This window comes from Cupriavidus sp. PET2-C1, assembly GCF_054515855.1.
In genome coordinates, this window is the sequence record NZ_CM137259.1 from 2,075,805 (window position 1) to 2,100,006 (window position 24,202).

A 24,202-nucleotide genomic window follows, 5' to 3' on the forward strand; every position below is an offset into this window, starting at 1 on the left:
TCCTGAGGGCGCTCCCAAACGGCAGCTACGCTAGTTCCACTTGCCGTTGACGCCGCCCACGCTCAGGCGCCCCGCGCCCAGCAGCGCGACCGCGATGGCGCCACCCAGGAACATCGCTTGCAATTCCAGCGCCCAGCCACCGGTGTCGGCCAGCGCGCCTAGTTGCTTCATATGGACGAGGCCCACTGCCACCAGCATGTTGACGGCGACGATCAGCGCGGCGGCCCTGGCCCACAAGCCAAGGATCAGCAGCACCGGCGCCACCACTTCCCCGATATAGACACCGTAGGCCAGCGCCACGGGCAGGCCGGCCTGCGTCACCACCTGCGTCACGAACCCCGGCCCGGCGATAAGCTTGGAGATCCCGTGCAGCAGGACCAGCACGCCGAGCACAATGCGCAGTACTGCCTTGCCCAGGTCCTGCGATGGCTGAGAACCACTCATGGTCGTCACTCCTTGTCCGGATCAGAAAACGAAAGCGCGAATGCGCCGCCTGCAGGCGAAGCGCCTTTGGCTCCACGCGCGGCACGCATATTTACCTTAGTGCGCCGCGCGGTGAAGGTAAAGGCACAAGTTGCGCGGACGCGCCATCAGATCTGGCCGATGGGCCGGTGCATGCCCGGCTGGCGCGGCGGCTGCATGCCCGCCTTGCAGGCCGTCTCGGGCAGGATGTCGGCAAGGAAATCCAGGAAGCGCCGCAGCGCCGGCGGCATGCCCTTGCGCGAGGGAAAGACCGCGTGCAACGTCCCGACGGGCATGATCCACTGCGGCAGCAGCACCTCCAGTTCCCCGCTCTCGATGGCATCGCGGCAGAACATGCGCGGCAGCATCGCCACGCCGATGCCCGCGATGGCGGCCGCGCGCAGCAAGGCGAATTCGTCGGTGACAAGGCGCGGATCGTACGCCACGTGGATCGACTGCCCGGTATTGCAGGTCAGGGTCCAGGCATGCTTGCCGTCGTGCGGCTTCTGGTTGACCCCCGGCATGCCGTCCAGCGCTTCGGGCGTGCGCGGGCGGCCGATGCTGTCCAGCAGCGCGGGGCTGGCTACCAGCATGAGCGGGCTCTCGCCGTAGGTGCGCACCACCAGCGACGAGTCGTCCATCACCTCGCGCACCCGCAACGCCAGGTCGAAGCCTTCGGCGATCACGTCCACGCGGCGGTTGGTGGCTTCCAGTTCAATGCGCACGCCGGGATTGGCCTGCATGAAATGCCCGATGGCGGGCGCCAGCAGGCTCTGGGCAATCGCCACGGGGCAGCTCACGCGCAAGGTGCCGCCGGGCTGGTCGCGCGCCTGCTCGATCACTTCGCGCGCCGCTTCGGCCTCCGTCAGCATGGCGCGGCAGCGCTCGTAGTAGGCCTCGCCGATGGGCGTCACGCGCACCTGCCGGGTGGTCCGGCGCAACAATTGCACCCCCAGGTCCCGCTCCAGCTGGGCAATGCGCCGGCTGAGCCGGGACTTCGGCACGCCACTGGCACGGCTCGCGGCCGAAAAACTGCCGTGCTGGACCACCTGGGCAAACAGCGAAAGATCGTTCAGGTCTTGCATGGGTCATCCTTGGCGGTAGGAACGTGCCAGGGTAGCAGCCCGCCTGCGTTCTGCGCCTGGAACAATAAGTTCTATTTTGCCCCACTACCGGCATCAATGGCAGACCGCTATCTTTCACTCATCCAACCCGAACCCCAGTGGAGATGAACATGAAGATCTTGCAAATCGACTCGAGCGTACTTGGCGGCCATTCCGCTTCCCGCAGCCTGACCGCCAAGGTGGTCGCCGACCTGCGCGCCAAGCACCCCGAAGCCACCCTGACCGTGCGCGACCTGGACCAGGACGCACCGGCGCACTTGTCCGGCGCCCTGCTGCCCGTGCTGGGCGGCCCGAAGGATGGCCTCAACGCCGTGCAGGAAAGCGAGCTGCAACGCACCGAAGCCTTCCTCAAGGAATTCCTCGAAGCCGACGTGCTGGTCGTCGGTGTACCGCAATACAACTTCGGCATCCCCAGCCAGCTCAAGTCCTGGATCGACCGCATCGCCCAGGCTGGCCGCACCTTCAAGTACACCGAGACCGGCCCGGTCGGCCTGGCCGGCGGCAAGCGCGTGATCGTGGTGTCGTCGCGCGGCGGCGTGCGCCAGGACGCCAACGCCCTGGACCTGCACGAGCAGACCGTGGACGTGGTGTTCCGCTTCCTGGGCCTCACCGACATCACGTACGTGCGCGCCCACGGCCTGGCAATGGGCCCCGAAGCCCGCGAAGCCAGCCTGGTCGCCGCCAACGGCGCCGTGGCAGCCCTGGCAGCCTGATCCCGGCGCGGCGGCCTCGCGCCGCCCGGCACCGAGCAAAACGCTCGCCCGCAGTCATGCCGGCGGGCGTTTTGCATTTTGCGTTTCAGCCCGCATCCCTTGCCGCGCCGCGCCCTGCCACGGATTCTTGCACGCGCGAGCCTGCTATGCCCACCGCGCGATCGGGTCTATGATGGTTCCGAACGCCTGAACGGTTTCGGTGCATGTCCATCCAGGGGGAAGCCCGCGCGGCCTTGTTGTGCAGGCCTGGGTCGGAACCTGTCCGCAATCCACACGCCACGGCCAGCCGCCACCCAAAGCGGTATCCGCGGCAGATGCATAGTCCGATCCGGGAGCCCGCATGTCCTCTGCCCTGCTGCCTGCCAGCGCCGTGCATCCTCCGCACGAGCCGGCCCTGCTGTCCCAGTACCGCCACGTGCGCGCGGCTACCGAAGCCATGGTCGCCGACATCACCGACGCCGACGCCACGGTGCAGTCCATGGACGACGCCAGCCCCGCCAAATGGCACCTGGCGCATACCACCTGGTTCTTCGAGGAATTCGTGCTGACGGCGCGTATCCCGGACTACGAACCGGTCGATCCGCAGTATCGCTACCTGTTCAACTCCTATTACGAATCCGTCGGCGCCCGCCACCCCCGGCCACGCCGCGGCCTGTTGTCGCGGCCTTCGCTCGACGAGATCCTGGCCTACCGCGAGGCGGTCGACGAAACCATGCTCGGTCTGCTGACCCGCGCGCAGACCGATGCCGAGGCGGCGCTGATCGAGCTTGGCCTGAACCACGAGCAACAGCACCAGGAGCTGCTGCTGACCGACATCCTGCATCTGTTTGCGCAAAACCCGCTGAAGCCGGCCTTCGCGCCGGAGCTGCTGGCGCCCGTGATCGCCGATCCGCGCCCGGCGGCGGAATGGATCCGCTTTGCCGGTGGCGTGGTCGCCATCGGCCATGACCGCGACGGCTTTGCCTTCGATTGCGAAGGCCCGCGGCACAACGTGCTCCTGCAGCCTTACCAGTTGTGCTCGCACCCGGTCACCAACCACCAGTGGTTTGAATTTATCGAGGATGGTGCCTACCGGACTGCCGGACTGTGGCTGTCGGATGGATGGCGCTGGGTGTGCGAACACGGCATCGAAGCGCCGCTGTACTGGGAGGAGCGTGAAGGCACCTGGTGGCAAATGAGCCTGCGCGGCATGCAGCCGGTGGATCCGGACAGCCCGGTCACGCATATCAGCTTCTATGAGGCCGATGCCTTTGCCCGCTGGGCCGAGCGCCGCCTGCCAACCGAGGCGGAATGGGAGCACGCCGCGCGCAACCTGCCGGCTACCGGGAATTTTGTCGAGGGACGCGTGCTGCGGCCGCTGCCCGATCGCCAGAATACCTCCGGCGTGCTGCGGCAGATGTTTGGCGACGTCTGGGAATGGACTGCCAGCCCCTTCCAGCCCTACCCGGGCTTCCAGCCTAGCGCCGGGGCCGTGGGGGAATACAACGGCAAATTCATGTGCAGCCAGATGGTGCTGCGCGGCGGTTCCTGCGTCACGCCGGAGTCGCATATCCGTGCCAGCTACCGCAACTTCTTCTACCCGCACCAGCGCTGGCAGTTCACCGGCGTGCGCCTGGCCGACGACGCCTGAATACCTGATCGCTGGATCGTCTGAGCAGAAGCAAAAACGCGCCGGGTTTTAGCCCGGCGCGTTTTACTTATGTGCAGTCGTTCAGTGGTTCAGTTCCAGCCCTTTTGCGGAGGCTGCGCGCTTAGCGGCGTCTGCGGATACAGCTTCTGCCAGCGCGACTTCAGCCCCTCCGCGATCTCCTTCTGGTGATAGCGCTCGGCAAAATCGATCACCGTCATGCCCTGCTGGTTCTTCAGGCGCATGTCGGCCCCTTCGTCCAGCAGCAACTTGACCGTCTCGATATGCCCGCCGCGCGCCGCCATCATCAGTGGCGTGCTGCCATTGGGACTTTCCGCATCGATATAGGCGGCGTGGTCGACCAGGAACTTGACGATCTCGTTGTTGCCGTTGGTCGCCGCGTAATGCAGCGGCGTCCAGCCAGTCTTGTTGATCTCGACCTCCATCTGGTCGACCATCAGCTTGACCAGGCCCAGTTCGTTCTGCAGGCTGGCCATCATCAGCGGTGTCTCGCCGGCCGCATTGGCCTTGTCGAAATCGATGTCCTTGGCGCGGATCAGCACCTCCGCCACCTTCAGCGACTTCTCGCGCAAGGCCACCACCAGCATGGGATTGCCCTTGGCATCCACCAGGTTGGGGTCGACGCCGCGCGCCAGCATCTTCTGGGCCGCCTTGACGTCGTCGAACTCCACCGCATGGCGCATATCGTCCACGGGCGCAGCCCAGGCCACGGCGCCCACCAGCATGGCCGCAACGGCGGCGAGGCGTCGGACAGTATTCATGTTAAGCATGAGATTTCCTATCTATATGCTTGAAAAGACGGAAGAAATTATCCGACGTACGCTCCGCGAGCTCCTCAACCGGCATGCCACGCAGGTTGGCGATGAACTCGCCCACATGGCGCACCCATGCGGGCTGGTTGGTCTTGCCGCGGTATGGCACGGGCGCCAGGTACGGCGAATCGGTCTCGATCAGCATGCGGTCCAGCGGGATCTTGCGCGCCGTTTCCTGCAACTCCACCGCATTCTTGAAGGTGACGATGCCGGAGAACGAGATGTGGAAGCCCTCGTCCAGCGATTGCCGGGCGACCTCCCAGTTCTCGGTGAAGCAATGCATCACCCCGCCGGCTTCGCCCGCGCTTTCCTCGCGCATCACGCGCAAGGTGTCTTCGGCGGACGAACGGGTATGGATGATCAGGGGCTTGCCGGTCTGCCGCGCGGCGCGGATATGGGTGCGGAAACGCTCCCGCTGCCATTCCATGTCCGCGATGCTCCGGCCTTCCAGCCGGTAGTAGTCGAGCCCGGTCTCGCCGGTACCGACCACCCGTGGATGCGCCGACAGCGCCAGCAGGCGCTCCAGCGTGGGCTCCTCGCCCTCCTCGTAATCGGGATGCACCCCGACGGTGGCGTACAGGTGCGGATGCTGCTCGGCGAGCGCCAGCACGCGCGGAAAATCTTCCAGCGTGACCGAGATGCACAGGGCATGCGACACCTGGTTGGCGCGCATGTTCTCCAGCAATTCGGGCAGGCGCGCGGCCAGGTCGGGGAAATCTAGATGACAGTGGGAATCGACAAACATTGGGGCGGTTTCCGGATAGAGACGCCGCCGCGGGCGGCGCCACCCGCCATTGTATATGGTCGTGCCAGCGTACCAGCGAGCCGGCTGCCTGGCGGCGCCCGGCTCGCGAGCGTTCCTACTCGGCTGGCTTTGTCAGATGCCGCCCGAGGATGATCAGGTCGCGCTCGACCCCATCGAGCACAGCCACGCGCGGCAGGTTACCCCAGCGCTCGAAGCCCAGCGAGGCGAACAGGGCCAGGCTGGGCGCGTTATGGCCAAAAATGAAACCCAGCAGCGTATTGACCCCGATCTGCGGCGCATGGGCGATGGCCTGCTGCAGCAGGTAGCGCCCCAGGCCCTGCCCGCGGCGGGTCGCGTCCAGGTAGATCGAGACTTCGGCGGTGGCGCCATAGGCCGGGCGTCCGTAGAAGTCGGAAAAACTGAGCCATCCGGCCATGCGCCCTTCACCGTCCTCGGCCACCCACAGCGGACGCCGCTCCGGCTGATGCTCATCGAACCAGGCCTGGCGCGACTCCACCGCCACGGGCTCGGTGTCTGCCGTGACCATGCGTGAAGCGACGGTGCTGTTGTAGATGGCGACGATGTTGGCCAGGTCACGCTGCAGCGCGGGCCGCACGGTAAAGGCGGAATCACTCATTGTTGAATTTCTTCTCTGACAGGCCAGAAAATTTTAAAAAACCAACCACATCAACTGCTTAAGCCGCAAAGCTAAAGTCAATTATAACGTTTGACTGGGCCTAGCGGACTCAATTGTCTTGCCCAGGATTTCTTCCACCGCGCGGCGCAGGTTGCGGCCGTTGTCGTCATCCGGCAGGTGAATCCCGATGCCGGGCGTCTTGTTGGGCGTGCCAACCGGGGTAATCCATGCCACCTGGCCTGCAATCTGGTACTTCTGCGGCCGGTCCAGCAGCGAAAGCACCAGGAAGACCTGCTCGCCCAGCCGAAAGGGCCGGTTGCTCGGGACGAAGATGCCGCCACGGTGCAGGAACGGCATGTAGGCCGCATAGAGGCCCGCCTGGTCCTTGATCGACAGCGAAAGCACGTTGGGCCGGGATGCTGCGCCCGGAACCGTCGGCGCCCCGATGCCGCCGGCGGCGGCCAAGCCTGCGGCTCCGGGAACGCTGGCGCCCCGTGCCCCTGTCACCTCTGTATTCATGACTGACCCCTTGTTGCTGACTGTTGGCCTTCAGGCCATATTGGATTTGTTCAACGTCTTCGGCTTACTGAAACAACTGCCGGTATTCCAGAAACACGGCCTCCATCACCAGCCGAGCCGCCAGCGGATGGTTCTCGCTGCGGCGATGGCCCACCAGCCGCGTGGAGAACGCCTGCAACCGGTGTGCATCGGTTGCCTGTGCGCAACGCGCCAGGGCCGCCTGCTCGCGCGGGAAATAACGCGGCCCCGGCGTTGCGGCCAAGCGGGCCGACAGCAGATCGTACGTCCAGCGCTGCAGGATGCCAAGCACCGATGGCACCGGCAGCTTCTGCACCTGCTCGGCCGCCGCCAGCGCATCGAAGCCAGCGCCGGCGCCAAGCTGGCTCACCAGCCAGCGCTGCATCGGCTGCTCCTCGGCCTCGGCGGCATGCAACGCGGTCAGCGGGGAACCGCCGGCCAGCGCCAGCTGCGCCTCGGCGTCTCCCACGCCCTGGCTGCTCAGCCAGCTCATGGCCGCAGCGGCCGTGGGCCGTTGCACGGAAAACTGGCGGCAACGCGACAGGATGGTGGGCAGCACACGATCCAGCCGGTCGGTCACCAGCAGGAACACGGTGGACGGCGGCGGCTCCTCCAGCGTCTTGAGCAAGGCGTTGGCGCCCTCATGCTGCAAGGCGTCGAGCGGATACACCACCACCAGGCGCAAGCCGGCGCGGTGCGTGCCGATGCCGACCGTTTCAATCAGGGCCCGCACCTGCTCCATGCGGATAACCTTGCTGGGCGCTTTCTTCTTGCCGCTTTCATCCGTCGGCGCGTCGTCCGTCGCCTCCATGGCCTCCGGGCGCACCACGCTGAAGTCCGGGTGGTTGCCCTGGCTGAACCAGTGGCAGGCCGAACATGTGCCGCAAGGCTGCCCGTCGGGGCGCGGCGTCTCGCACAGCAGTCCCTGGGCAAAATGCAGCGCCAGGTCGCGCTTGCCGATGCCTTGCTGGCCGTGAATGAGCAAGGCATGCGGGAGCCGCTCGCGCAGCGCGTTCAGCCGTTGCCAGTCTTCTTTCTGCCAGGGATAAAGCATGCGGATCAGTGAGTTAGGGTTGAAACTTCGTGTAACTACGCACGTGGCGCGAGAGCTAGAGGACGACAGGCTCGGCTAGCCCCGTCCCTCTCAATACGCTCGATTCCCGCTGCCAATTCAAAGTGTTGCGAGGATTTTCTCAAGCTCTACCTGAATCTCGGGAATGCTCCGGGTCGCGTCGATGACCCGGAAACGCTGCGCAGACTCCGCCGCGCGGCGCAGATATTCCTGCCGCGTGCGCTCGAAGAAGGCACGCGACTCGGCCTCGAACTTGTCGGGCTCGCGTGCGCCGGCCAGGCGCGCGCTGGCGGTTTCCAGCGGCACATCGAACAGCAGCGTCAGATCGGGCTGCAGACCATCTTGCACCCAGGTCTCCAGCACTTCGAGCCGTGCGCGCGGCAGGCCCCGGCCACCGCCCTGATAGGCAAAGGTGGCATCGGTGAAGCGGTCGGATACCACCCAGTCACCGCGCGTCAGCGCGGGTTCGATGACTTCGGCAATATGTTCGCGGCGGGCCGCGAACATCAGCAAGGCCTCGGTTTCGAGATGCATCTTGCGGTGCAGCAGCAGCTGCCGCAGATCCTCGCCAAGCGGCGTGCCGCCGGGCTCGCGGGTGGTAACGACCGATGCGTTACCTGCCAGGCGGGCGCGCAGGCGGTCCGCCACCCACTCCACGTGGGTGCTCTTGCCGGCACCGTCGATGCCTTCGAATGTGATGAATTTTCCGCGCATGGGGAGACTTATTTGCCGCGCTGGTATTTATCTACCGCGCGGTTGTGTTCGGGAAGCGAGTTGGAGAAATGGCTGCTGCCGTCGCCGCGCGCCACGAAATACAGTGCGTCGGACGGGGCCGGCGCGGTGGCGGCGGCCAGCGAGGCCAGCCCGGGCAACGCGATCGGGGTGGGCGGCAGGCCGTTGCGCGTGTAGGTATTGTAAGGGGTGTCGGACTGCAGGTCGCGCTTGCGGATATTGCCCTCGAACGCCTCGCCCATGCCGTAGATCACCGTGGGATCGGTCTGCAGCATCATGCCCTTCTTGAGCCGGTTGATGAACACGGCCGCGATCAGCGGGCGCTCGGCCTGCTGGCCGGTTTCCTTCTCCACGATCGAGGCCATGATCAGCGCCTCATAGGGCGACTTGTACGGCAGGTCAGGCGCCCTGGCGTTCCAGACATCGGTCAGGCGCCGCTGCATGGCGCGATAGGCATGCTTGTACAGTTCGAGATCGCTGCTGCCGCGGGCAAACAGGTAGGTGTCGGGGAAAAACAGGCCCTCCGGCGCCGGCTCGGGCGCACCGATGGCCTTCATCAGTTCCGCGTCTGACAAGCCGCGGCTCTCGTGCTTGAGCGCCGGATGCGCATCCACGGCGGCGCGCATCTTGCGGAATTCCCAGCCTTCGATGACGGTCAGCACATAGTGGTTGACCTCGCCCCGGGCGATCTTGCCGATCACCGACAGCGGCGTGGCACTGCTGTCGAACTCATAGCCCCCGGCCTTGAGGTCGGCGCCATGGCCGGTAAGCCGCACCAGCAGCGCGAACAGGCGGGGGTCCATCTGCACCCCGCCACGCTGGATCTGGCGGCCAACGCTGGCCACACTGGAATTGGGCTTGATCACCACCTCGATGGGTGAGGCTGTCAGCGCGAGCGGGCGATTGGCCCACCAGGCAAAGGCGCCGGCGGCGGCAATGGTGAAAATCACGGCGACCAGCAGCAGCCGCAGGAAAAGACGTTTCATGTAAAAGAGAAAGTAGCGGCGCACAATGCACCGCGGCAAAGCCGGGCTCACCCAGTGTCGACCATGGGCATCCCGGCTGAAATGGCGACAGCCTCATATAATACCGGGAGCCTTGCACCTTTAGCCGCTTGTAGCTCCTTGCACCTTCCATCCGGCGCGCCCGTGCGCCCCTTGCTTGCGATACCTGCCATGAATGCCCCTGCCCCAGACCGTGCCACCCAGTTCGAAGCCGTGCGCCAAAGTGGAGTCGTCTGCCGACCCGCGCACCTGGGCCTGATCCGGGTTGCCGGCGAAGACGCCGGCAGTTTCCTGCATACCCAGCTGACCAATGCCGTGGATGACCTTGCCGCCGGCACCGCCCGCCTGGCCGGCTACTGCTCGCCCAAGGGACGGCTGCTGGCCAGCTTCCTGATGTGGCGTGACGAGGAAGGCATCGTCCTCCAGCTGTCCGCCGACCTGCAGCCCGCTATCCAGAAGCGCTTGTCGATGTTCGTGCTGCGCGCCAAGGCCAAGCTGTCCGATCTCACGCCGGCCCGCGCCGTGCTGGGCGTGGCAGGAGCCAATGGCGCCACCGCCCTGCAGGCGGCCGGCCTGCCCGCGCCGGCCGAGCCCTGGGCCAGCGCCGCGGCCGCCAGCGCCACCGTGATCCGGCTGCCCGACGGCGCCGGGCTGCCGCGCTGGCAGGTAGTGCTGCCGGCCGAGCAGGCCGACGAAGTCCAGGCTGCGCTGTCGGCACAGCTGGTGCCGGTGGATGCCGTGGTGTGGGACTGGCTGGAAGTGCAAGCCGGCGTGCCGCGCATCGCCGCTGCCACGCAGGAGCAGTTCGTGCCACAGATGATCAACCTGGAACTGATTGGCGGCGTGAGCTTTCGCAAGGGCTGCTATCCGGGCCAGGAAATCGTTGCGCGCAGCCAGTACCGCGGCACGCTCAAGCGACGCATGTGGCTGATCCATGGCGAAGGCGAGGCGCCGGGCGCGGCCACGGAGATCTTCCGCCCCGAGGATCCTGACCAGCCCTGCGGCATGATGGTCAATGCCGCCGCCGCGCCACAAGGCGGCTGGGACGGCCTGGCCGAACTGAAGATCGATGCGGCGGGTGGCGCCCTGCACCTGGGCAGCGCTGCCGGCAGCCTGGTACGCGTGGGCGAGCTGCCCTATGCGGTCCCCTTCGGCGACGCCGCCTGAACCCCTGGCAACACTGGGAATAGCCATGAGCGACCACCTGTACGTCTATTTCCGGGTACCGGAAGCCCGTGCCGAAGAGGCCATCGCGCACTGGCACAGCTGGATGGAGACCGTTGCCGAAGCGAGCGGAATTGGTGGTACGCTCTTACGCAGGCCCGAGGCGCGCGACGGCATGCAGACCTGGATGGAAGCCTACGCCGATGTGCCGCCAGCCTTCGACCAGTTGCTCGACGGGCTGTGGCGGCAGAGCGGGCTGCAGCAGTGGATCAGCGGCGAGCGGCAGGTGGAGCGTTTTGTCGATATCGACCAGCTCTGATGGTGGCCGTGGAACGGCCCAGCCGCCATGGTCCCTGAATGACAAAGCCGATGATCGGATCGCAGTCGATGCCGTGAATGTGGCAACCGCAGTGAATGCAGCAAAGGAAGCGCTATGTGCTTGATTCTGGTGGCCTGGCAATCGCACCCGGACTATGCCCTGGTGGTGGCCGGCAACCGCGACGAGTTCTATGCCCGCCCGGCGGCGCCCGTGCATTGGTGGGAAGACGCCCCCCAAGTGCTGGCCGGCCGCGACATGGCGGAAGTGATCGGCGAGCCAGGCACCTGGATGGGCCTGGCCGGCGATGGCCGCTTTGCCGCCCTGACCAACTACCGCGCCCCATCCGAGAAACGCACCGATGCGCGCTCGCGCGGCGAGCTGGTGGCCGGATTCCTGCGTGGCGACAGCGATCCGCAAGCCTACCTGTCTGGGCTGGTGCCCCGCACCGGCGCCTACAACGGCTTCAACTTGCTGGCGTGCAACCTGCGCGAGCTCTGGTGGTACAGCAACCGCGGCACCTCGCCTTATCCGCAGCGCCTCAAGCCCGGCATCTACGGGCTGTCCAACGCCTTGCTGGATACGCCGTGGCCCAAGGTGCGCAGCCGCGTCGGCGCGCTCGCCGAAACACTCGCCGCCGACACCGGCCTGGCCGGCGCCAGCATCGAGCCTTATCTCGACCTGCTGGCCAACGATCGCCAGGCCTTGGATTCCGAGCTTCCGCGCACGGGGGTGACCCCGGAGTGGGAAAAGCTGCTGTCCTCCGCCTTCATCCGCTCGCCCAGCTATGGCACCCGCGCCAGCACCGTGCTGCGCGTGCGCCACGACGGCCGCTTCGAGCTTAGCGAACGCAGCTTCGACGCCAACGGCCGCACCGGCGAGGTGTCCTACCGCGGGCACCTGCGCGTTGCCCGCGACGCCGGCTCGGTGCAAGCGCCGCGCTAAGGCGGGCGCGCTCAGTACTGCTGTGCCGCCAAGCCGGCCGGGCGCAATGCCATGTTCAGCGCCCGGATCGCGGCGGGGTCATTGCGCACCGCCAGCAGCCATGCATCCTCGAAGTGCCCGATCTCCAGCAGTTGCATGCCGTGCGGCGCCAGTTCGCGGTTGACGTGCGCCAGGTAGAGCGCGGCGGGCTCCATGTCGAAATCGTTGTCGTCGCCACCTAGCGGAATGCCGTCTTCGTCGTAGAGATCGTCGACGTCGATGGCCGAGACACCCGCCGCGCGCAGCGTGGCGAGGCGCGCCACGGCCTGCACGCCCAGCGTGCTGAAATCCCGCCAGTCCACCTTGACCAGGCAGTGCTGCGCCAGCCAGGGTTGCAGCCATGCCGAGAGCAGGTCTTCGCCAGCGGGCGGCTCGCCCGACGGCGCACGGTCGAGGTCTAGGGCGGGCGTGGCATCGGCCAGGGCCTGGAGCAGGCGGGAACGGATTTCAGACATGGACAAGATCAACGCGAAAGCGATGGCAAAAACAAAGACCGCGATGGTACAGCGTAGGCGGCTGGCTGCAAGCCCCGCAAGCTATCGCTTCATTCAGGCCACAGCCGCCAGCCTGGCGGGCAACGCAGCCCGAACCGCCTCGCTCACGATGCCTGCCAGCCGGGTGGCGGGCGCCTCCAGCTCGGCATCCTTGCGGTAAAGCGCCAGCGCCAGCGAGGGCAACGCAGGCAGCCCGCCCTCTCCCGGCTCCCAGGCCCGCACGGAAGGTGGCAAGCCCATGCCGGTGCGGATGGTCAGCCCCAGCCCGGCGGCTACCCCTGCCCACAAGCCGCCCAGGCTCGCGCTGCTGAAAGCCACCCGCCAGGCAATGCCGGCGCGGTCCAGGGCGGCCGTGCCCGCGGAGCGGAAACGGCATGGCGGCTCGAATGCCACCAAGGGCAGCGGGCCGTTGTCTTGCCACGGCGCACGCGCGGCGGCGGGCCCGATCCAGCGCATCGGCAACATCGCCAGCTGCTCCACATGCGGCATCCGCACGCCATCGTCCCACGCCAGCGCCAGGTCCAGGCGGCCGGCGGCCACGCCGTCCAGCAGCTCGGTGTTGCGCGCCACGCGTGCCTCGATCTTCACCTTGGGATGCGCGCGGGCGAACCGTCCGAGCACCTCGGGCAGCAGCACCTCGCCAAAGTCCTGCTGCAGGCCGAACCGCACCCAGCCCTCCAGCGCCACGCCGTGCACGGCGGCGGCGGCCTCGTCGTTGAGCTCCAGCAGCCTGCGGGCATAGGCCAGCATGGTCTCGCCCGCCTCCGTCAGCGCCAGTCCCCGCCCGGCCTTGCGAAAGATCGCCGTGCCCGCCTGTTCCTCCAGCTTCTTGAGCTGCGCGCTGACCGCCGAGGTGGAGCGGCCCAGCCGGTCGGCGGCCCGGGCATAGCTGCCGAGTTCCATGCCCACGACGAAGCTGCGCAGTACATCGAGGTCGAAGTTCACCGCCGCCATGTCAAACCATCCTGTTATTTGGGACGTTCAGTCAATAATTATCTGATATTCAGGATCATTCTGCGGCGGCAGAATCAGTGCGTCAAGGCCTGCATGTGCCGTTTTCCCAAGGATGATCCCGTGCCCCGCGCTCCCACTCCGCTCCCTTTTGCCGCTGTGCCTGGCCCTGCCGGCGCAGCCCTCGCCCCACGCCATGGCCCGGGCCATCGCTGGAAAGTGCTGGCCCTTGGCGTCGCGGCCAATGCCAGCTTTGCCGCGGCGTTCTCGGGCATTCCCACCACGGCGGTGCTGATGCGCGCCGGCTACCGGATCAGCGATGGCGAGCTGGGTTTTTGCCTGGGCATGATGGGACTCGGCATTGCGGTGAGCGAAGTGCCGTGGGGCTTGCTGACCGACCGCTGGGGCGACCGCCGCGTGCTGCTGACCGGCTTGATGGCCACCGCGCTGTGGCTGGCGCTGATGGCGGTGTTCGTGGCGCCGCTGCCCGGCCATATTCCCGGCAACGCTGTGCTGGCGCTAGGCCTGCTGGGGCTGGGCCTGCTGGGCGGCAGCGTCAACGGCTCCAGCGGCCGCGCCGTGATGGCATGGTTCCGCGAAGGCGAACGGGGCCTCGCCATGAGCATCCGCCAGACCGCGGTACCCGCCGGCGGCGGGATTGGCGCGTTGATGCTGCCGATGCTGGCGCAGTCCTTTGGCTTTGCCGCCGTCTACGGCGCGCTGGCCGTGTTCTGCGGCGTCACCACGGCCTTTGCCTGGCACTGGATGCACGAGCCGCCGGCCGAGCCGGCGCACGCCATGTCGCCGGCAAGCGGCGCGCCCGGCAAGGCAGGGCCCGGCCCGCTCAGAAGCGCGCAGGTCTGGCGGCTGGTGAGCGGCATGGGCCTGATGTGCGTGCCACAAGTGGCTGTGCTGACCTTCGCAACGGTCTTCCTGCACGATTTCAGCCACATCGGCATTGCCGCCGCGGGCATGGCCGTGGCGGCGGTCCAGGCGGGCGCTGCCGTCATGCGGGTGTGGAGTGGCCGCTGGACCGACCGCCATGGCAACCGCCGCGCCTATATGCGCGCCTGCAGCTTGCTAACCTTGCTAGTGTTCGCCATGCTGGCGGGGCTGACCTGGCTATGCGCCGCCGCACCGGGCTGGCACGCCGTGCTGACGCCGGTGCTGATGGCATGCCTGGTGCTGGGCGGCATCTGCACTTCGGCCTGGCATGGCGTGGCCTTCACCGAGCTGGCGACGATCGCGGGCGCCAGCCGTGCAGGCACCGCGCTCGGGCTGGGCAATACCTTTGCGTTTTCGGGATTCTTCCTGGTGCCGCTGGCGATCCCGGCGATGGCCGCCGGCTATGGCTGGGCGGCCGTGTGGCTGGCGGCCAGTGTGAGCGCGCTATTGGCGCGGCCCTTGTTTGCGCGGCAGGCCCGCGCCTGACGACAAGCCGCCGGTTGCGTTCAGCGCAGCAATTTGCGCATCTCCACGTGAGGAATGCCGGCCTCTTCAAATTCCTCGCCGACCTGCTCGAAGCCCACGCGCGCATAGAACGGTGCGGCATGGCGCTGCGCATTGAGCACCAGCTCAGGGTAGCCAAGCTCAGCGGCCTTGGCCATCAGCGCATCCAGCACCATGGCGCCGACGCCGCTGCCGCGCGCGGACTTGAGCACCGCCATGCGGCCGATGTGGCCGTCCGGCAGCAAGCGGCCAGTGGCCAGCGCGCTGCCGTCCTCGGCCAGCGCCAGGGCGTGCCAGCTCGGCTCATCCCATTCGTCCCATTCCAGCTCCACCGGCACGCCCTGTTCTTCGACGAAGACGGCATAGCGGATGGCGCGCGCGGTATCGCGTGCTTCGGACCAAGGGGCGAGTCGGATGGTGATCGTCATAGTTGTTCGGTACGCAAAGCGCAAAGCGGTGAATAAACGGCCAGAGGGGCGGCCGTCATGATACTCCGGCCACAGCGGGGGCAAGCGATGCCAGCCATTGCTGCAATGCAGCATGAAGAATGGGATGGGGGCAGAGGTAGGGATAGAGGTAGGGGTAATTCCCGATCCGCATTCTTCCAGGAAAATTTGTATGATGACCATATTACCTAATCACCTGAGGCATCCCGTGTTCCAGAAAGTCCCGGCCCGAGCCCTGACAGACACTGTTGCTGAACAACTGCTGGAGAAGATCGAGAACGGCGCCTTCGGCCGTGGCGACAAGCTGCCCACGGAGGCGGTGCTGTCCGAGGAATTCGGCGTCAGCCGCACCGTGATCCGCGAAGCCATCGCCCGGCTACGCCACGAGGGCGTGGTGGAATCGCGCCAGGGCAGCGGCGTGTTCGTCACCGAGCAAGCCGGCATCCGGCCGCTGCGGATCGACTACACCGATGTGGCCACGCTCGAATCGGTATTGCATATCGTGGAACTGCGCCGGGCCATCGAGGCCGAGGTGGCCGCACAGGCGGCGCGCGACCGCACTGATGCCAGCATGACGGCCATCGACGCCGCGCTCGCCGGCATTGACGCTGAGGAGGCCGCCGGCGGCGATGGCGTGGCGGCCGATGTGGCCTTTCACCGGACCATCGCCGAAGCCACTGGCAACCCGTTCTTTCTCAAGACGCTGGCGTTCCTGAGCCAGTACCTGGAAACCGCCACCCGCGTGACCCGTACCAACGAGGCACGCCGCGCGAATTTCTCGCGCCAGGTGCGCGAGGAACACCAGGCCATCGTGGCCGCCATCCGCGCCGGCGACGCGCTGGCCGCGCGCAACGCGGCCGAGACCCATATGTACAACGCGGCGCGGCGCCTGTCCCATGGCGGGCAGCCCGAGACCGCCACCGACCTTGCCGACGCGCCCGCGCGCGGCCTTTCCCACTGATCCACTGATCCGCTGATCACCGCCCTCCTGGCAGGAGTCTTCATGAGCAAATCAATTGGCGTCATCGGCCTCGGCGCGATGGGCAACGGCGTAGCGCACAGCCTGCTGCGCGTCGGCTTCAAGGTACATGCCTGCGACCTGCGGCCCGACGTGCTGCAGCGCTTTGCCGATGCGGGGGGCATCCCCTGCGCCAGCCCGGCCGAGCTCGGCGGCAAATGCGATGTGGTGGTCACGCTGGTGGTCAACGCCGCGCAGACCGAGGCCGTGCTGTTTGGCGAACAAGGCGCGGCAAGCGGCCTGCGCCCTGGCACGCTGGTCATTGCCAGCGCGACCGTGCCGCCGAGCTTCGCCGAAGCACTGGGCAAGCGGCTGGGCGAGCGCGGCATTTTGCTGCTGGACGCACCGGTTTCCGGTGGCGCCGCCCGCGCCGCCAGCGGCGAAATGACCATGATGACCTCGGGCCCGGCCGAAGCCTATGCGCTGGCCGAGGACGTGCTGGCTGCCATGGCCGGCAAGGTCTACCGCCTGGGCGACGCGCATGGCGCGGGCTCCAAGGTGAAGATCATCAACCAGCTGCTGGCTGGCGTGCATATCGCCGCGGCGGCAGAAGCCATGGCGCTGGGCCTGCGTGAAGGCGTGGATGCCGATGCCCTGTATGAGGTCATCACCCACAGCGCGGGCAATTCGTGGATGTTCGAGAACCGCGTGCCGCATATCCTGTCGGGCGACTACACGCCGCTGTCCGCGGTCGATATCTTCGTCAAGGACCTCGGCCTGGTGCTCGATACCGCGCGCACCAGCAAGTTCCCGCTGCCGCTGTCGGCCGCGGCGCACCAGATGTTCATGATGGCATCCAGCGCGGGACACGGCGGCGAGGACGATTCCGCCGTGATCAAGATATTTCCCGGCATCGAGCTGCCGGCGAAGAAGGCTGAGTGAGGCAAGCCAGGATGACCGCACAGAACCCTTCCTCGCGCGCCCTGCTCGGCTGCATCGCCGACGATTTCACCGGTGCCACCGACCTGGCCAACACGCTGGTGCGCAACGGCATGCGCACCGTGCAGACCATCGGCGTGCCGGCAGGCGGCGCGGCGCTGCCCGGCGTGGAGCAGGCCGATGCGCTGGTGGTCGCGCTCAAGTCGCGCACCATCCCGGCGGCCGACGCCATCGCGCAATCGCTGGCCGCGCTGCGCTGGTTGCAAGCCCAGGGCTGCCGCCAGTTCTTTTTCAAGTACTGCTCCACCTTCGACTCCACCGACGCCGGCAATATCGGCCCGGTGGCCGAGGCCCTGCTGGCGGCGCTTGGCAGCGACTTCACCATCGCCTGCCCGGCATTCCCGGAGAACGGCCGCACCCTCTTCCGCGGCCACCTGTTCGTGGGCGATGTCCTGCTCAATGCCTCGGGCATGGAGAACCACCCGCTCACGCCGATGCATGATGCCAACCTGGTCCGCGTGCTGCAGCGCCAAAGCCAGGCCAAGGTGGGCCTGCTGCGCTACGACGCCGTGGCGCGCGGCAGCGACGCGGCCCGCCAGGCCATGGCCACCTTGCGCGGCGATGGCGTGAAACTGGCGATCGCCGATGCCGTGAGCGATGCCGACCTGCATACGCTAGGCGAGGCGTGCGCTGACCTGCCCTTGCTCACCGGCGGCTCGGGCCTGGCGCTCGGCCTGCCCGCCAACTTCCGCCGTGCCGGCTTGCTGCCGCAACGCGCGGATGCCGACAGCGTGGCGCCCGTGACCGGGCCGGCCGTGGTGCTGGCCGGCAGCGCGTCCAAGGCGACCAATGCGCAGGTGGCGCAGTGGCTCGTGGCCAAGCGCCCCGCCCTGCGCATCGACCCGCTGGCGCTGGCGCAAGGCGCGCCCGTGGTTGAGGAGGCGCTGGCCCTGGCTGGCTCCCATGCCGAGCCTGTGCTGTTTTACGCCACCACCACGCCGGAGGAGGTCAGATCGGTGCAGGCCGCGCTGGGCGTGGAGCGCGCCGGCCATCTGGTCGAGCAGGCGCTGGCGGACATCGCCGCCGCCCTGAAAGCACGCGGCACGTGCCGCTTCGTGGTGGCCGGCGGCGAAACCTCGGGCGCGGTGGTGCAGGCGCTGGGCGTGCAAGCCCTGCGCATCGGCGCGCAGATCGCGCCGGGCGTGCCCGCCACCGTCACGCTGGAAGCGCAGCCGCTGGCGCTGGCGCTCAAATCTGGCAATTTCGGCGGCATCAACTTCTTTGACGAAGCGCTGCGCCAGCTTGGAGGTGAAGCATGAGCACCGAAGCCAGCCTGCGCGAAGAAATCTGCCGCATCGGCGCCAGCCTCTACCAGCGCGGCTACACCGTCGGCAGCGCCGGCAACATCAGCGCACGCATGGAGGACGGCTGGCTGATCACGCCGACCGATGCCTGCCTGGGCATGCTGGATCCGGCCGCCATCGCCAAGGTGGACAGCGGCGGCAACTGGGTGGCCGGCGACAAGCCGTCCAAGACGCTGACCCTGCACCGCGCCATCTACGACAACAACCCCCAGGCCCATGGCGTGGTGCATACGCACTCCACCCACCTGGTGGCGCTGAGCCTGGCGGGCGCATGGCGGCCGGACGATGTGCTGCCGCCGATTACGCCTTACTACGTGATGAAAGTCGGGCATATCCCGCTGATTCCCTACCATCGCCCGGGCGACCCCGCGGTGGCGGCACACGTTGCCCAGCTTGCCGCCGAAGTGCGCGGCGTGTTGCTCGCGCGCCTTGGTCCGGTGGTGTGGGAAGCCACTGTCTCGCGCGCTGCCTTCGCGCTCGAGGAACTTGAAGAAACCGCCAAGCTCTGGCTGATGCTCAAGGACAAGCCTGACCCGCTCGACGAGCAAGCGCTGGCCGAACTGCGCGATACGTTCAAGGCGCGCTGGTAGGGACCCTGCGCGCAGGTACGACAAAGCCCCGACAACAAAAACCCAAGCAAAGCAGAACCGCCCGCCGCCCGCCTTCGCTAACGCCTGGGCCGCGGCAAGGGCAGCGTTCGCCCCTGGTTTGCCGCTAACAACGGACATCAAGCCGGAACCAAGACGATATACGGAGACAACCATGCATGCATCCACCCAGGCCGCGCTAACCGGCGCCGGCCAAGACATCGACCGCGACATCGAGAAGCGCGCTTACAGCAAGGTGTTCTGGCGCATCATGCCGTTCCTGATGCTGTGCTACGTCATCGCTTACCTGGACCGCGTGAACGTGGGCTTCGCCAAGCTGCAGATGGCGCAGGACCTGGCGTTTTCCGAAACCGTGTTCGGCCTTGGCGCCGGGCTGTTCTTCATCGGCTACTTCCTGTTCGAAGTCCCCAGCAATTTGCTGATGCACAAGCTCGGCGCGCGCGTCTGGATCGCGCGGATCATGATCACGTGGGGCATCATCTCGGCGTTGTTCGTCTTCGTGAAGACGCCCACCACGTTCTACATCATGCGCTTCCTGCTCGGCCTGGCCGAGGCGGGCTTCTATCCCGGCGTGATCCTCTACCTGACCTACTGGTATCCGGCCAACCGGCGCGCCAAGATGATCGCGCTGTTCATGTCGGGCATCCCGGTGGCCGGCATGTTCGGCAACCCGCTGTCGGGCTGGATCATGGATGCCTTCCATGACTACGGCGGCATGCGCGGCTGGCAGTGGATGTTCCTGATCGAGGCCCTGCCCGCGCTGCTGATCGGCATCATCACCGTGTTCGTGCTCAAAACGGCATCGACCAGGCGCCGTGGCTGGACGCCAACGAGAAGCGCGTGCTCAAGCGCAATATCGAGGAGGACGCACGCCAGGCCGGCGCCTCGGGCACCGGCCACTCGCTCGGCGCCGTGTTCAAGGACAGCCGCGTCTGGTGGATGTGCATGATCTACTTCTGCTTTGTCACCGGGCAATATGCGCTGACGTTCTGGATGCCCACACTGGTCAAGACCAGCGGCGTTACCGGCAACCTCAATATCGGCCTGCTCAGCGCGATTCCGTTTCTGTGCGCCATCGTGGTGATGAACTTCCTCGGCCACAGCGCCGACGCACGCCGCGAACGCCGCTGGCACCTGATCGTGCCGGCGCTGATGGGTGCAGTGGGCTTTGCCATTGCCGCTTCGTTTACCCACAATACCGTGGTGGCCATCGCCGCGCTGTCGCTCGCCGCCGCCGGCGTGCTGACCTGCGCCCCGCTGTTCTGGTCGCTGCCCACCGCCTTCCTGTCCGGGCTGGCTGCTGCCTCGGGCATTGCGGTGGTGAATTCGGTGGGCAACCTGGCGGGCTTTGTGGCACCGTACATGGTGGGCTACCTGACCGACCTCACCCACAGCACGCAGTCGAGCATGTATGTGTTGTCGGCCATGCTGGTGCTCGGCGCCGGGCTGGTCTGGCTCACCCCGGCCAAGCTGGTCAACCGCTAGGCCAAGAACACAAGAACTCAAGAACCACGCACTTCTCTTGGAGCACCGCATGCCGCGTTTTGCCGCCAACCTGTCGATGATGTACACCGAGCACGCCTTCCTGGATCGCTTCGCCGCCGCAGCGGCAGACGGTTTCAGGGCCGTGGAGTATCTCTTCCCGTACGAGCACACTGCCGCGGAGATCCGCGCGCGGCTCGACGCCAACGGCCTGGCGCAAGCGCTGTTCAACGCGCCGCCCGGCGACTGGCACGCCGGCGAGCGCGGCATGGCCGCCCTGCCCGGGCGCCAGGCCGAATTCCGCGACGCCTTCGGCCGCGCGCTGGAGTACGCCGCCGTGATCGGCAATGACAAGATCCACGTGATGGCCGGCCTGGTGCCGGCCGGCGCGGACCACGGGCGTCATCGCGCCTGCTACCTGGAAAACCTGGCGCATGCCGCGCAGGCCGCCGCGGCACAGGGCATCACGGTCCTGATCGAGCCAATCAACGGACGCGACATGCCGGGCTACTTCCTCAACCGCCAGGACGACGGCCAGGCCATCTGCAAGGAAGTGGGCGCGGCCAACCTGAAGGTGCAATTCGACTGCTACCACTGCCAGATCGTGGAAGGCGACCTTGCCGTCAAGCTCAAGCGCGACTTTGCCGGCATCGGCCACATCCAGATTGCCGGCGTGCCCGAGCGCCACGAGCCGGACCTGGGCGAGCTGAACTACCCGTACCTGTTCGACGTGATCGATGGCCTTGGCTATGACGGCTGGATCGGCTGCGAGTATCGTCCGCGCGCCGGTACCTCGGCGGGTTTGGGCTGGCTCAAGCCTTATTTGAAGGCCTGAGCGGCCGCTGTATCCATGCCGCCCACGGCGGCACAACAGGAAAACAAACATGCAAGTACTGATCACCGGCGGGGCCGGCTTTCTCGGCCTCCAACTGGCCCGCCAGCTGCTACAGCGCGGCACCCTGGACATCGACGGCAAGCCCGTCGCCATCGCGGGCCTGACGCTGCTCGACGTGGTAGCGCCGCCCCCGCTGAACGACGCGCGCGTGCGCGTGGTCACCGGCGACTTGTCCGACCCTGCCGTGCTGGCGCAGGCCATCGATGCACATACCGGCGCGGTGTTCCACCTGGCGGCGGTGGTCAGCGGCCAGGCCGAGGCGGATTTTGACCTGGGCATGCGCGTGAATCTGGATGCCGCGCGCGCGTTGCTGGAAACCTGCCGGGCGCTTCACGTGAAACATGGCAGCCGGCCACGCGTGGTGTTCACCAGTTCGGTGGCGGTGTACGGCGGCACCCTGCCCGCTGTGGTGCAGGACGATACCGCGCTCAATCCGCAATCCTCCTACGGCGCGCAGAAGGCCATCGGCGAGCTGCTGCTGTCGGACTACAGCCGCCGCGGCTTTGTCGACGGCCGCGTGCTGCGCCTGCCAACCATCAGCGTGCGGCCGGGCAAGCCCAATGCCGCGGCTTCGTCGTTTGCCAGCGGCATCATCCGCGAGCCACTGGCAGGCGTTGCCGCCAATTGCCCGGTCTCGCCGGAAACGCCGCTGTGGCTGCTGTCCCCGCGCGGGGCGATTGCCGCGCTGGTGCGGGGCATGGAGATCGATGGCGCGAAGTTTGGCGAACGCCGGACGGTGAACCTGCCCGGCCTGTCGGTCACGCCCAGGGAGATGGTGGCGGCGTTGCGGCGCGTGGCCGGCGACGCCGTGGCGGATCGCGTGAGCTGGGAGCGCGAGGCGCGCATCGAGAATATCGTCGGCACCTGGCCCGCCGCATGGAATACGGAGCGCGCGCTGGCGCTGGAGTTCCAGGGCGACGAGGATTTCGATGCGGTGATCCGGGCTTATATCGAGGATGCGGGCATAGCGGCACGTTGAACCCGCAGGTGCGTCTTGGCGGCGCTGGCTTGCACGCGGGCCAGCGCCGCCACACCTGGAACGACGGAAGCCGGACAGGTCAAGCGTCCGGCTTCACCACTTCATACGCCGTGATCGTTTCCCGCACCGGCCCCGGAATCGGCGCCGACTTCTGCGTGGCGGGGTCCGCGCAGACATAGACGATCTCGCCCGTGACCAGGTGCTCGTCGCCACGGTACATCTCGACGCGGAACAGCATGCTGGAGCGGCCCAGGCGCGCAATCCGCCCCCGGATCTCCAGCATGTCGTCAAAGCGCGCGGACGCGTGATACTCCAGCGTGGATTTCACGACGAAGATATCCACGCCGTGCGCGTGCAGCACATCCTCCGGATACCGGATCCCCACCGCGCGCCAGTACTCCGTCACGCAGATATCGCAGTAGGTCAGGTAGTGCGCATTGAACACGATCGACTGCGGATCCACCTCGGCCCAACGCACGCGCAGCGGCATGCTGTGACGGAAATCTTCCTTCGCCATATCGGCGTTCCCCCTTGGTTGCCGGCCAGATATCGGCCCGATATGAAAACGGCGCCGGCCCCGGACAGGGCGGCGCCGGCATAAAGCGGCTAAGCCACGCTCATTGCGGCTTGTTCAGCCCCAGCTTGTCGATAATGGCTTTCTCTTTCTTGACCGTATCGGCGGCGAAGTGCGCGTATTGCTCGCTGCTCATGTAGAACGGCTCCATGTCGAACTTGGCCAGCGCATCGCGGTAGTTCTGCATTTCCATGGCCTTCTTGAAGCCGTCGTGCAGCTTCTTGACGATCTTCGGATCGGTGCCCTTGGGCGCCACCACGCCGAACGGCGAGGTCTGCACGATGCCCAGGCCCAGCTCCTTCAACGTCGGCACATTGGGGAAGCGCGCCGAGCGCTTCTCGCCCCAGGTCGACAGCAGGCGCAGCTTGCCCGACTCCACGTACGGCGCCCAGGCCGGGGTGTCCGCCACCGACATCACGTGCCCGCCCAGCAGGGCCTGCATCGATTCCGAGTTGCCCTTGTACGGAATATGCGAGAACTGCACGTTCTGCTTCATGGCCAGCTCTTCCATGGTCAGGTGCAGCGTGGTCATCGAGCCCGGCGAGCCGTAGGTCAGGCGGCCCGGGTTGGCCTTGGCATAGGCGATGTAGTCCTGCATGGTCTTGATCGGCGAATCCGCCGGCACAACCAGGCCGAACGAGTAGCCGGCCAGGTTGATCACGTACGACAAGTCCTTGACCGGATCCCAGTTGATCTTGGTGGTGTACGGCAGGCGGTAGACCGGCATGGCGACCTGCGCCAGCGTGTAGCCATCCGGCTGGGTCGATTGCATCAGCTGGGCGGGCAATACCCCGCCGGCGCCGGGCTTGTTCTCGATGATCACCGGCTGGCCGAGGATCTTGGAAGCGTTTTCCGCCAGCACGCGGAACGGCAGGTCGGTGGAACCGCCCGCGGTATAGCCGATGATCAGGCGAATCGGCCGTTGCGGGAAATTGTCCGCCTGCGCCAGGGCCGGCGCGCTGGCCAGCCCCAGGGTAGCCGCGGTGGCGGCGAGCGCGCCCGCATGGGCGAGGAAATGGCGGCGTTGCATGAGTCTGTGTCTCCTATTGCTAATGCTACTGCTACAAGTAATGCACTACACGTAAAGCCAATGAAACCGGGGGTTCTGCGACC

The 24,202-nt window shown here is 66.8% G+C and carries 26 protein-coding genes and 1 pseudogene; 13 read left to right on the plus strand and 14 right to left on the minus strand.

The window, feature by feature from the left end:
* Positions 1-30: 30 nt before the first annotated feature.
* The gene (locus ACX12D_RS09375; protein WP_459373799.1) at positions 31-444 is read right to left on the minus strand and encodes a DoxX family protein; all 414 of its coding nucleotides are present in this window, start codon (positions 442-444) and stop codon (positions 31-33) included.
* A 146-nt stretch (positions 445-590) separates the two neighbouring features.
* Entirely contained in the window at positions 591-1,547 is a 957-nt protein-coding gene (locus tag ACX12D_RS09380; RefSeq protein ID WP_459373800.1) for a LysR family transcriptional regulator, read from the minus strand.
* A gap of 149 nt (positions 1,548-1,696) precedes the next feature.
* Here ACX12D_RS09380 and ACX12D_RS09385 point away from each other — a divergent pair, with 149 nt between their 5' ends.
* Together ACX12D_RS09385 and egtB are read left to right on the plus strand one after the other, a co-directional pair.
* Positions 1,697-2,299, plus strand: a complete 603-nt coding sequence (locus ACX12D_RS09385; protein ID WP_416048637.1) for an FMN-dependent NADH-azoreductase — start codon at positions 1,697-1,699, stop codon at positions 2,297-2,299.
* Between the two features lie 340 nt (positions 2,300-2,639).
* Entirely contained in the window at positions 2,640-3,929 is a 1,290-nt protein-coding gene (gene egtB, locus ACX12D_RS09390) for an ergothioneine biosynthesis protein EgtB (protein WP_459373802.1), read from the plus strand.
* An 89-nt stretch (positions 3,930-4,018) separates the two neighbouring features.
* Here the strand turns inward: egtB and ACX12D_RS09395 are convergent, their stop codons facing one another.
* The 7 genes from ACX12D_RS09395 to mltG all read right to left on the minus strand — a co-directional run bounded on the left by ACX12D_RS09395 (position 4,019) and on the right by mltG (position 9,468).
* A complete protein-coding gene (locus ACX12D_RS09395; RefSeq protein ID WP_459373803.1) occupies positions 4,019-4,708 on the minus strand; it encodes an ankyrin repeat domain-containing protein in 690 nt (229 codons plus the stop codon).
* Between the two features lies 1 nt (position 4,709).
* Entirely contained in the window at positions 4,710-5,504 is a 795-nt protein-coding gene (locus ACX12D_RS09400) for a TatD family hydrolase (protein WP_459373804.1), read from the minus strand.
* A gap of 115 nt (positions 5,505-5,619) precedes the next feature.
* Positions 5,620-6,141: a GNAT family N-acetyltransferase gene (locus tag ACX12D_RS09405; RefSeq protein WP_441634916.1), complete on the minus strand. Its 522-nt coding sequence runs from the start codon at positions 6,139-6,141 to the stop codon at positions 5,620-5,622.
* 81 nt (positions 6,142-6,222) lie between these two features.
* Positions 6,223-6,660 (minus strand): PilZ domain-containing protein, encoded by a 438-nt coding sequence (locus tag ACX12D_RS09410; protein ID WP_459373805.1) that lies wholly within the window; start codon positions 6,658-6,660, stop codon positions 6,223-6,225.
* Between the two features lie 64 nt (positions 6,661-6,724).
* Positions 6,725-7,732, minus strand: coding sequence for a DNA polymerase III subunit delta' (locus ACX12D_RS09415; RefSeq protein WP_441634913.1), 1,008 nt, complete (start codon positions 7,730-7,732; stop codon positions 6,725-6,727).
* A 117-nt stretch (positions 7,733-7,849) separates the two neighbouring features.
* Positions 7,850-8,464 carry a dTMP kinase gene (gene tmk, locus ACX12D_RS09420; RefSeq protein WP_174426361.1) on the minus strand — a complete coding sequence of 205 codons (615 nt, stop codon included), beginning with the start codon at positions 8,462-8,464 and terminating at the stop codon, positions 7,850-7,852.
* An 8-nt stretch (positions 8,465-8,472) separates the two neighbouring features.
* Entirely contained in the window at positions 8,473-9,468 is a 996-nt protein-coding gene (gene mltG, locus ACX12D_RS09425) for an endolytic transglycosylase MltG (protein ID WP_459373806.1), read from the minus strand.
* Positions 9,469-9,657: 189 nt separating this feature from the next.
* On the opposite strand from mltG, the gene ygfZ reads away from it, so the two are divergent.
* The 3 genes from ygfZ (at position 9,658) to ACX12D_RS09440 (ending at position 11,911) form a co-directional block, all read left to right on the plus strand.
* Positions 9,658-10,653: a CAF17-like 4Fe-4S cluster assembly/insertion protein YgfZ gene (ygfZ, locus tag ACX12D_RS09430; protein WP_459373807.1), complete on the plus strand. Its 996-nt coding sequence runs from the start codon at positions 9,658-9,660 to the stop codon at positions 10,651-10,653.
* Positions 10,654-10,678: 25 nt separating this feature from the next.
* Positions 10,679-10,969: a DUF4936 family protein gene (locus ACX12D_RS09435; protein ID WP_441634907.1), complete on the plus strand. Its 291-nt coding sequence runs from the start codon at positions 10,679-10,681 to the stop codon at positions 10,967-10,969.
* 114 nt (positions 10,970-11,083) lie between these two features.
* The gene (locus ACX12D_RS09440) at positions 11,084-11,911 is read left to right on the plus strand and encodes an NRDE family protein (RefSeq protein WP_459373808.1); all 828 of its coding nucleotides are present in this window, start codon (positions 11,084-11,086) and stop codon (positions 11,909-11,911) included.
* An 11-nt stretch (positions 11,912-11,922) separates the two neighbouring features.
* On the opposite strand, the gene ACX12D_RS09445 is transcribed toward ACX12D_RS09440, so the two are convergent.
* Positions 11,923-12,405 (minus strand): hypothetical protein, encoded by a 483-nt coding sequence (locus ACX12D_RS09445; protein ID WP_459373809.1) that lies wholly within the window; start codon positions 12,403-12,405, stop codon positions 11,923-11,925.
* 93 nt (positions 12,406-12,498) lie between these two features.
* Complete coding sequence (locus tag ACX12D_RS09450) at positions 12,499-13,398, minus strand: LysR substrate-binding domain-containing protein (RefSeq protein ID WP_459373810.1); 900 nt, start codon at positions 13,396-13,398, stop codon at positions 12,499-12,501.
* A 156-nt stretch (positions 13,399-13,554) separates the two neighbouring features.
* On the opposite strand from ACX12D_RS09450, the gene ACX12D_RS09455 reads away from it, so the two are divergent.
* Positions 13,555-14,826: an MFS transporter gene (locus tag ACX12D_RS09455; protein ID WP_459373985.1), complete on the plus strand. Its 1,272-nt coding sequence runs from the start codon at positions 13,555-13,557 to the stop codon at positions 14,824-14,826.
* Between the two features lie 20 nt (positions 14,827-14,846).
* Here the strand turns inward: ACX12D_RS09455 and ACX12D_RS09460 are convergent, their stop codons facing one another.
* Positions 14,847-15,272 (minus strand): GNAT family N-acetyltransferase, encoded by a 426-nt coding sequence (locus tag ACX12D_RS09460; protein ID WP_459373811.1) that lies wholly within the window; start codon positions 15,270-15,272, stop codon positions 14,847-14,849.
* 226 nt (positions 15,273-15,498) lie between these two features.
* Here ACX12D_RS09460 and ACX12D_RS09465 point away from each other — a divergent pair, with 226 nt between their 5' ends.
* From ACX12D_RS09465 to denD, 7 genes and pseudogenes are all read left to right on the plus strand, one after another.
* Complete coding sequence (locus ACX12D_RS09465; RefSeq protein ID WP_459373986.1) at positions 15,499-16,251, plus strand: FadR/GntR family transcriptional regulator; 753 nt, start codon at positions 15,499-15,501, stop codon at positions 16,249-16,251.
* Positions 16,252-16,293: 42 nt separating this feature from the next.
* The gene (gene ltnD, locus ACX12D_RS09470; RefSeq protein ID WP_459373812.1) at positions 16,294-17,190 is read left to right on the plus strand and encodes an L-threonate dehydrogenase; all 897 of its coding nucleotides are present in this window, start codon (positions 16,294-16,296) and stop codon (positions 17,188-17,190) included.
* Positions 17,191-17,201: 11 nt separating this feature from the next.
* Entirely contained in the window at positions 17,202-18,506 is a 1,305-nt protein-coding gene (gene otnK, locus ACX12D_RS09475) for a 3-oxo-tetronate kinase (RefSeq protein ID WP_459373814.1), read from the plus strand.
* Positions 18,503-19,141: a 3-oxo-tetronate 4-phosphate decarboxylase gene (gene otnC / locus ACX12D_RS09480; protein WP_459373815.1), complete on the plus strand. Its 639-nt coding sequence runs from the start codon at positions 18,503-18,505 to the stop codon at positions 19,139-19,141. Before otnK ends, otnC begins: the two co-directional genes overlap by 4 nt.
* Before the next feature lie 172 nt (positions 19,142-19,313).
* A pseudogene (locus tag ACX12D_RS09485) lies at positions 19,314-20,644 on the plus strand (MFS transporter).
* 49 nt (positions 20,645-20,693) lie between these two features.
* Complete coding sequence (gene otnI, locus ACX12D_RS09490; RefSeq protein ID WP_441634892.1) at positions 20,694-21,476, plus strand: 2-oxo-tetronate isomerase; 783 nt, start codon at positions 20,694-20,696, stop codon at positions 21,474-21,476.
* Between the two features lie 49 nt (positions 21,477-21,525).
* Entirely contained in the window at positions 21,526-22,515 is a 990-nt protein-coding gene (gene denD, locus ACX12D_RS09495; protein ID WP_459373816.1) for a D-erythronate dehydrogenase, read from the plus strand.
* Positions 22,516-22,594: 79 nt separating this feature from the next.
* On the opposite strand, the gene ACX12D_RS09500 is transcribed toward denD, so the two are convergent.
* Both ACX12D_RS09500 and ACX12D_RS09505 read right to left on the minus strand, forming a co-directional pair.
* Positions 22,595-23,032 carry a YbgC/FadM family acyl-CoA thioesterase gene (locus tag ACX12D_RS09500; protein ID WP_150990356.1) on the minus strand — a complete coding sequence of 146 codons (438 nt, stop codon included), beginning with the start codon at positions 23,030-23,032 and terminating at the stop codon, positions 22,595-22,597.
* 100 nt (positions 23,033-23,132) lie between these two features.
* Positions 23,133-24,119, minus strand: coding sequence for a tripartite tricarboxylate transporter substrate binding protein (locus ACX12D_RS09505; RefSeq protein WP_043346594.1), 987 nt, complete (start codon positions 24,117-24,119; stop codon positions 23,133-23,135).
* Between the last annotated feature and the right edge of the window lie 83 nt (positions 24,120-24,202).

Coding starts and splice junctions, on each gene's coding strand:
- ACX12D_RS09375 (WP_459373799.1), bottom strand. CDS start 444: ATGAGTGGTTCTCAGCCATCGCAGGACCTGGGCAAGGCAGTACTGCGC.
- ACX12D_RS09380 (WP_459373800.1), bottom strand. CDS start 1,547: ATGCAAGACCTGAACGATCTTTCGCTGTTTGCCCAGGTGGTCCAGCAC.
- ACX12D_RS09385 (WP_416048637.1), top strand. CDS start 1,697: ATGAAGATCTTGCAAATCGACTCGAGCGTACTTGGCGGCCATTCCGCT.
- egtB (WP_459373802.1), top strand. CDS start 2,640: ATGTCCTCTGCCCTGCTGCCTGCCAGCGCCGTGCATCCTCCGCACGAG.
- ACX12D_RS09395 (WP_459373803.1), bottom strand. CDS start 4,708: ATGAATACTGTCCGACGCCTCGCCGCCGTTGCGGCCATGCTGGTGGGC.
- ACX12D_RS09400 (WP_459373804.1), bottom strand. CDS start 5,504: ATGTTTGTCGATTCCCACTGTCATCTAGATTTCCCCGACCTGGCCGCG.
- ACX12D_RS09405 (WP_441634916.1), bottom strand. CDS start 6,141: ATGAGTGATTCCGCCTTTACCGTGCGGCCCGCGCTGCAGCGTGACCTG.
- ACX12D_RS09410 (WP_459373805.1), bottom strand. CDS start 6,660: ATGAATACAGAGGTGACAGGGGCACGGGGCGCCAGCGTTCCCGGAGCC.
- ACX12D_RS09415 (WP_441634913.1), bottom strand. CDS start 7,732: ATGCTTTATCCCTGGCAGAAAGAAGACTGGCAACGGCTGAACGCGCTG.
- tmk (WP_174426361.1), bottom strand. CDS start 8,464: ATGCGCGGAAAATTCATCACATTCGAAGGCATCGACGGTGCCGGCAAG.
- mltG (WP_459373806.1), bottom strand. CDS start 9,468: ATGAAACGTCTTTTCCTGCGGCTGCTGCTGGTCGCCGTGATTTTCACC.
- ygfZ (WP_459373807.1), top strand. CDS start 9,658: ATGAATGCCCCTGCCCCAGACCGTGCCACCCAGTTCGAAGCCGTGCGC.
- ACX12D_RS09435 (WP_441634907.1), top strand. CDS start 10,679: ATGAGCGACCACCTGTACGTCTATTTCCGGGTACCGGAAGCCCGTGCC.
- ACX12D_RS09440 (WP_459373808.1), top strand. CDS start 11,084: ATGTGCTTGATTCTGGTGGCCTGGCAATCGCACCCGGACTATGCCCTG.
- ACX12D_RS09445 (WP_459373809.1), bottom strand. CDS start 12,405: ATGTCTGAAATCCGTTCCCGCCTGCTCCAGGCCCTGGCCGATGCCACG.
- ACX12D_RS09450 (WP_459373810.1), bottom strand. CDS start 13,398: ATGGCGGCGGTGAACTTCGACCTCGATGTACTGCGCAGCTTCGTCGTG.
- ACX12D_RS09460 (WP_459373811.1), bottom strand. CDS start 15,272: ATGACGATCACCATCCGACTCGCCCCTTGGTCCGAAGCACGCGATACC.
- ltnD (WP_459373812.1), top strand. CDS start 16,294: ATGAGCAAATCAATTGGCGTCATCGGCCTCGGCGCGATGGGCAACGGC.
- otnK (WP_459373814.1), top strand. CDS start 17,202: ATGACCGCACAGAACCCTTCCTCGCGCGCCCTGCTCGGCTGCATCGCC.
- otnC (WP_459373815.1), top strand. CDS start 18,503: ATGAGCACCGAAGCCAGCCTGCGCGAAGAAATCTGCCGCATCGGCGCC.
- otnI (WP_441634892.1), top strand. CDS start 20,694: ATGCCGCGTTTTGCCGCCAACCTGTCGATGATGTACACCGAGCACGCC.
- denD (WP_459373816.1), top strand. CDS start 21,526: ATGCAAGTACTGATCACCGGCGGGGCCGGCTTTCTCGGCCTCCAACTG.
- ACX12D_RS09500 (WP_150990356.1), bottom strand. CDS start 23,032: ATGGCGAAGGAAGATTTCCGTCACAGCATGCCGCTGCGCGTGCGTTGG.
- ACX12D_RS09505 (WP_043346594.1), bottom strand. CDS start 24,119: ATGCAACGCCGCCATTTCCTCGCCCATGCGGGCGCGCTCGCCGCCACC.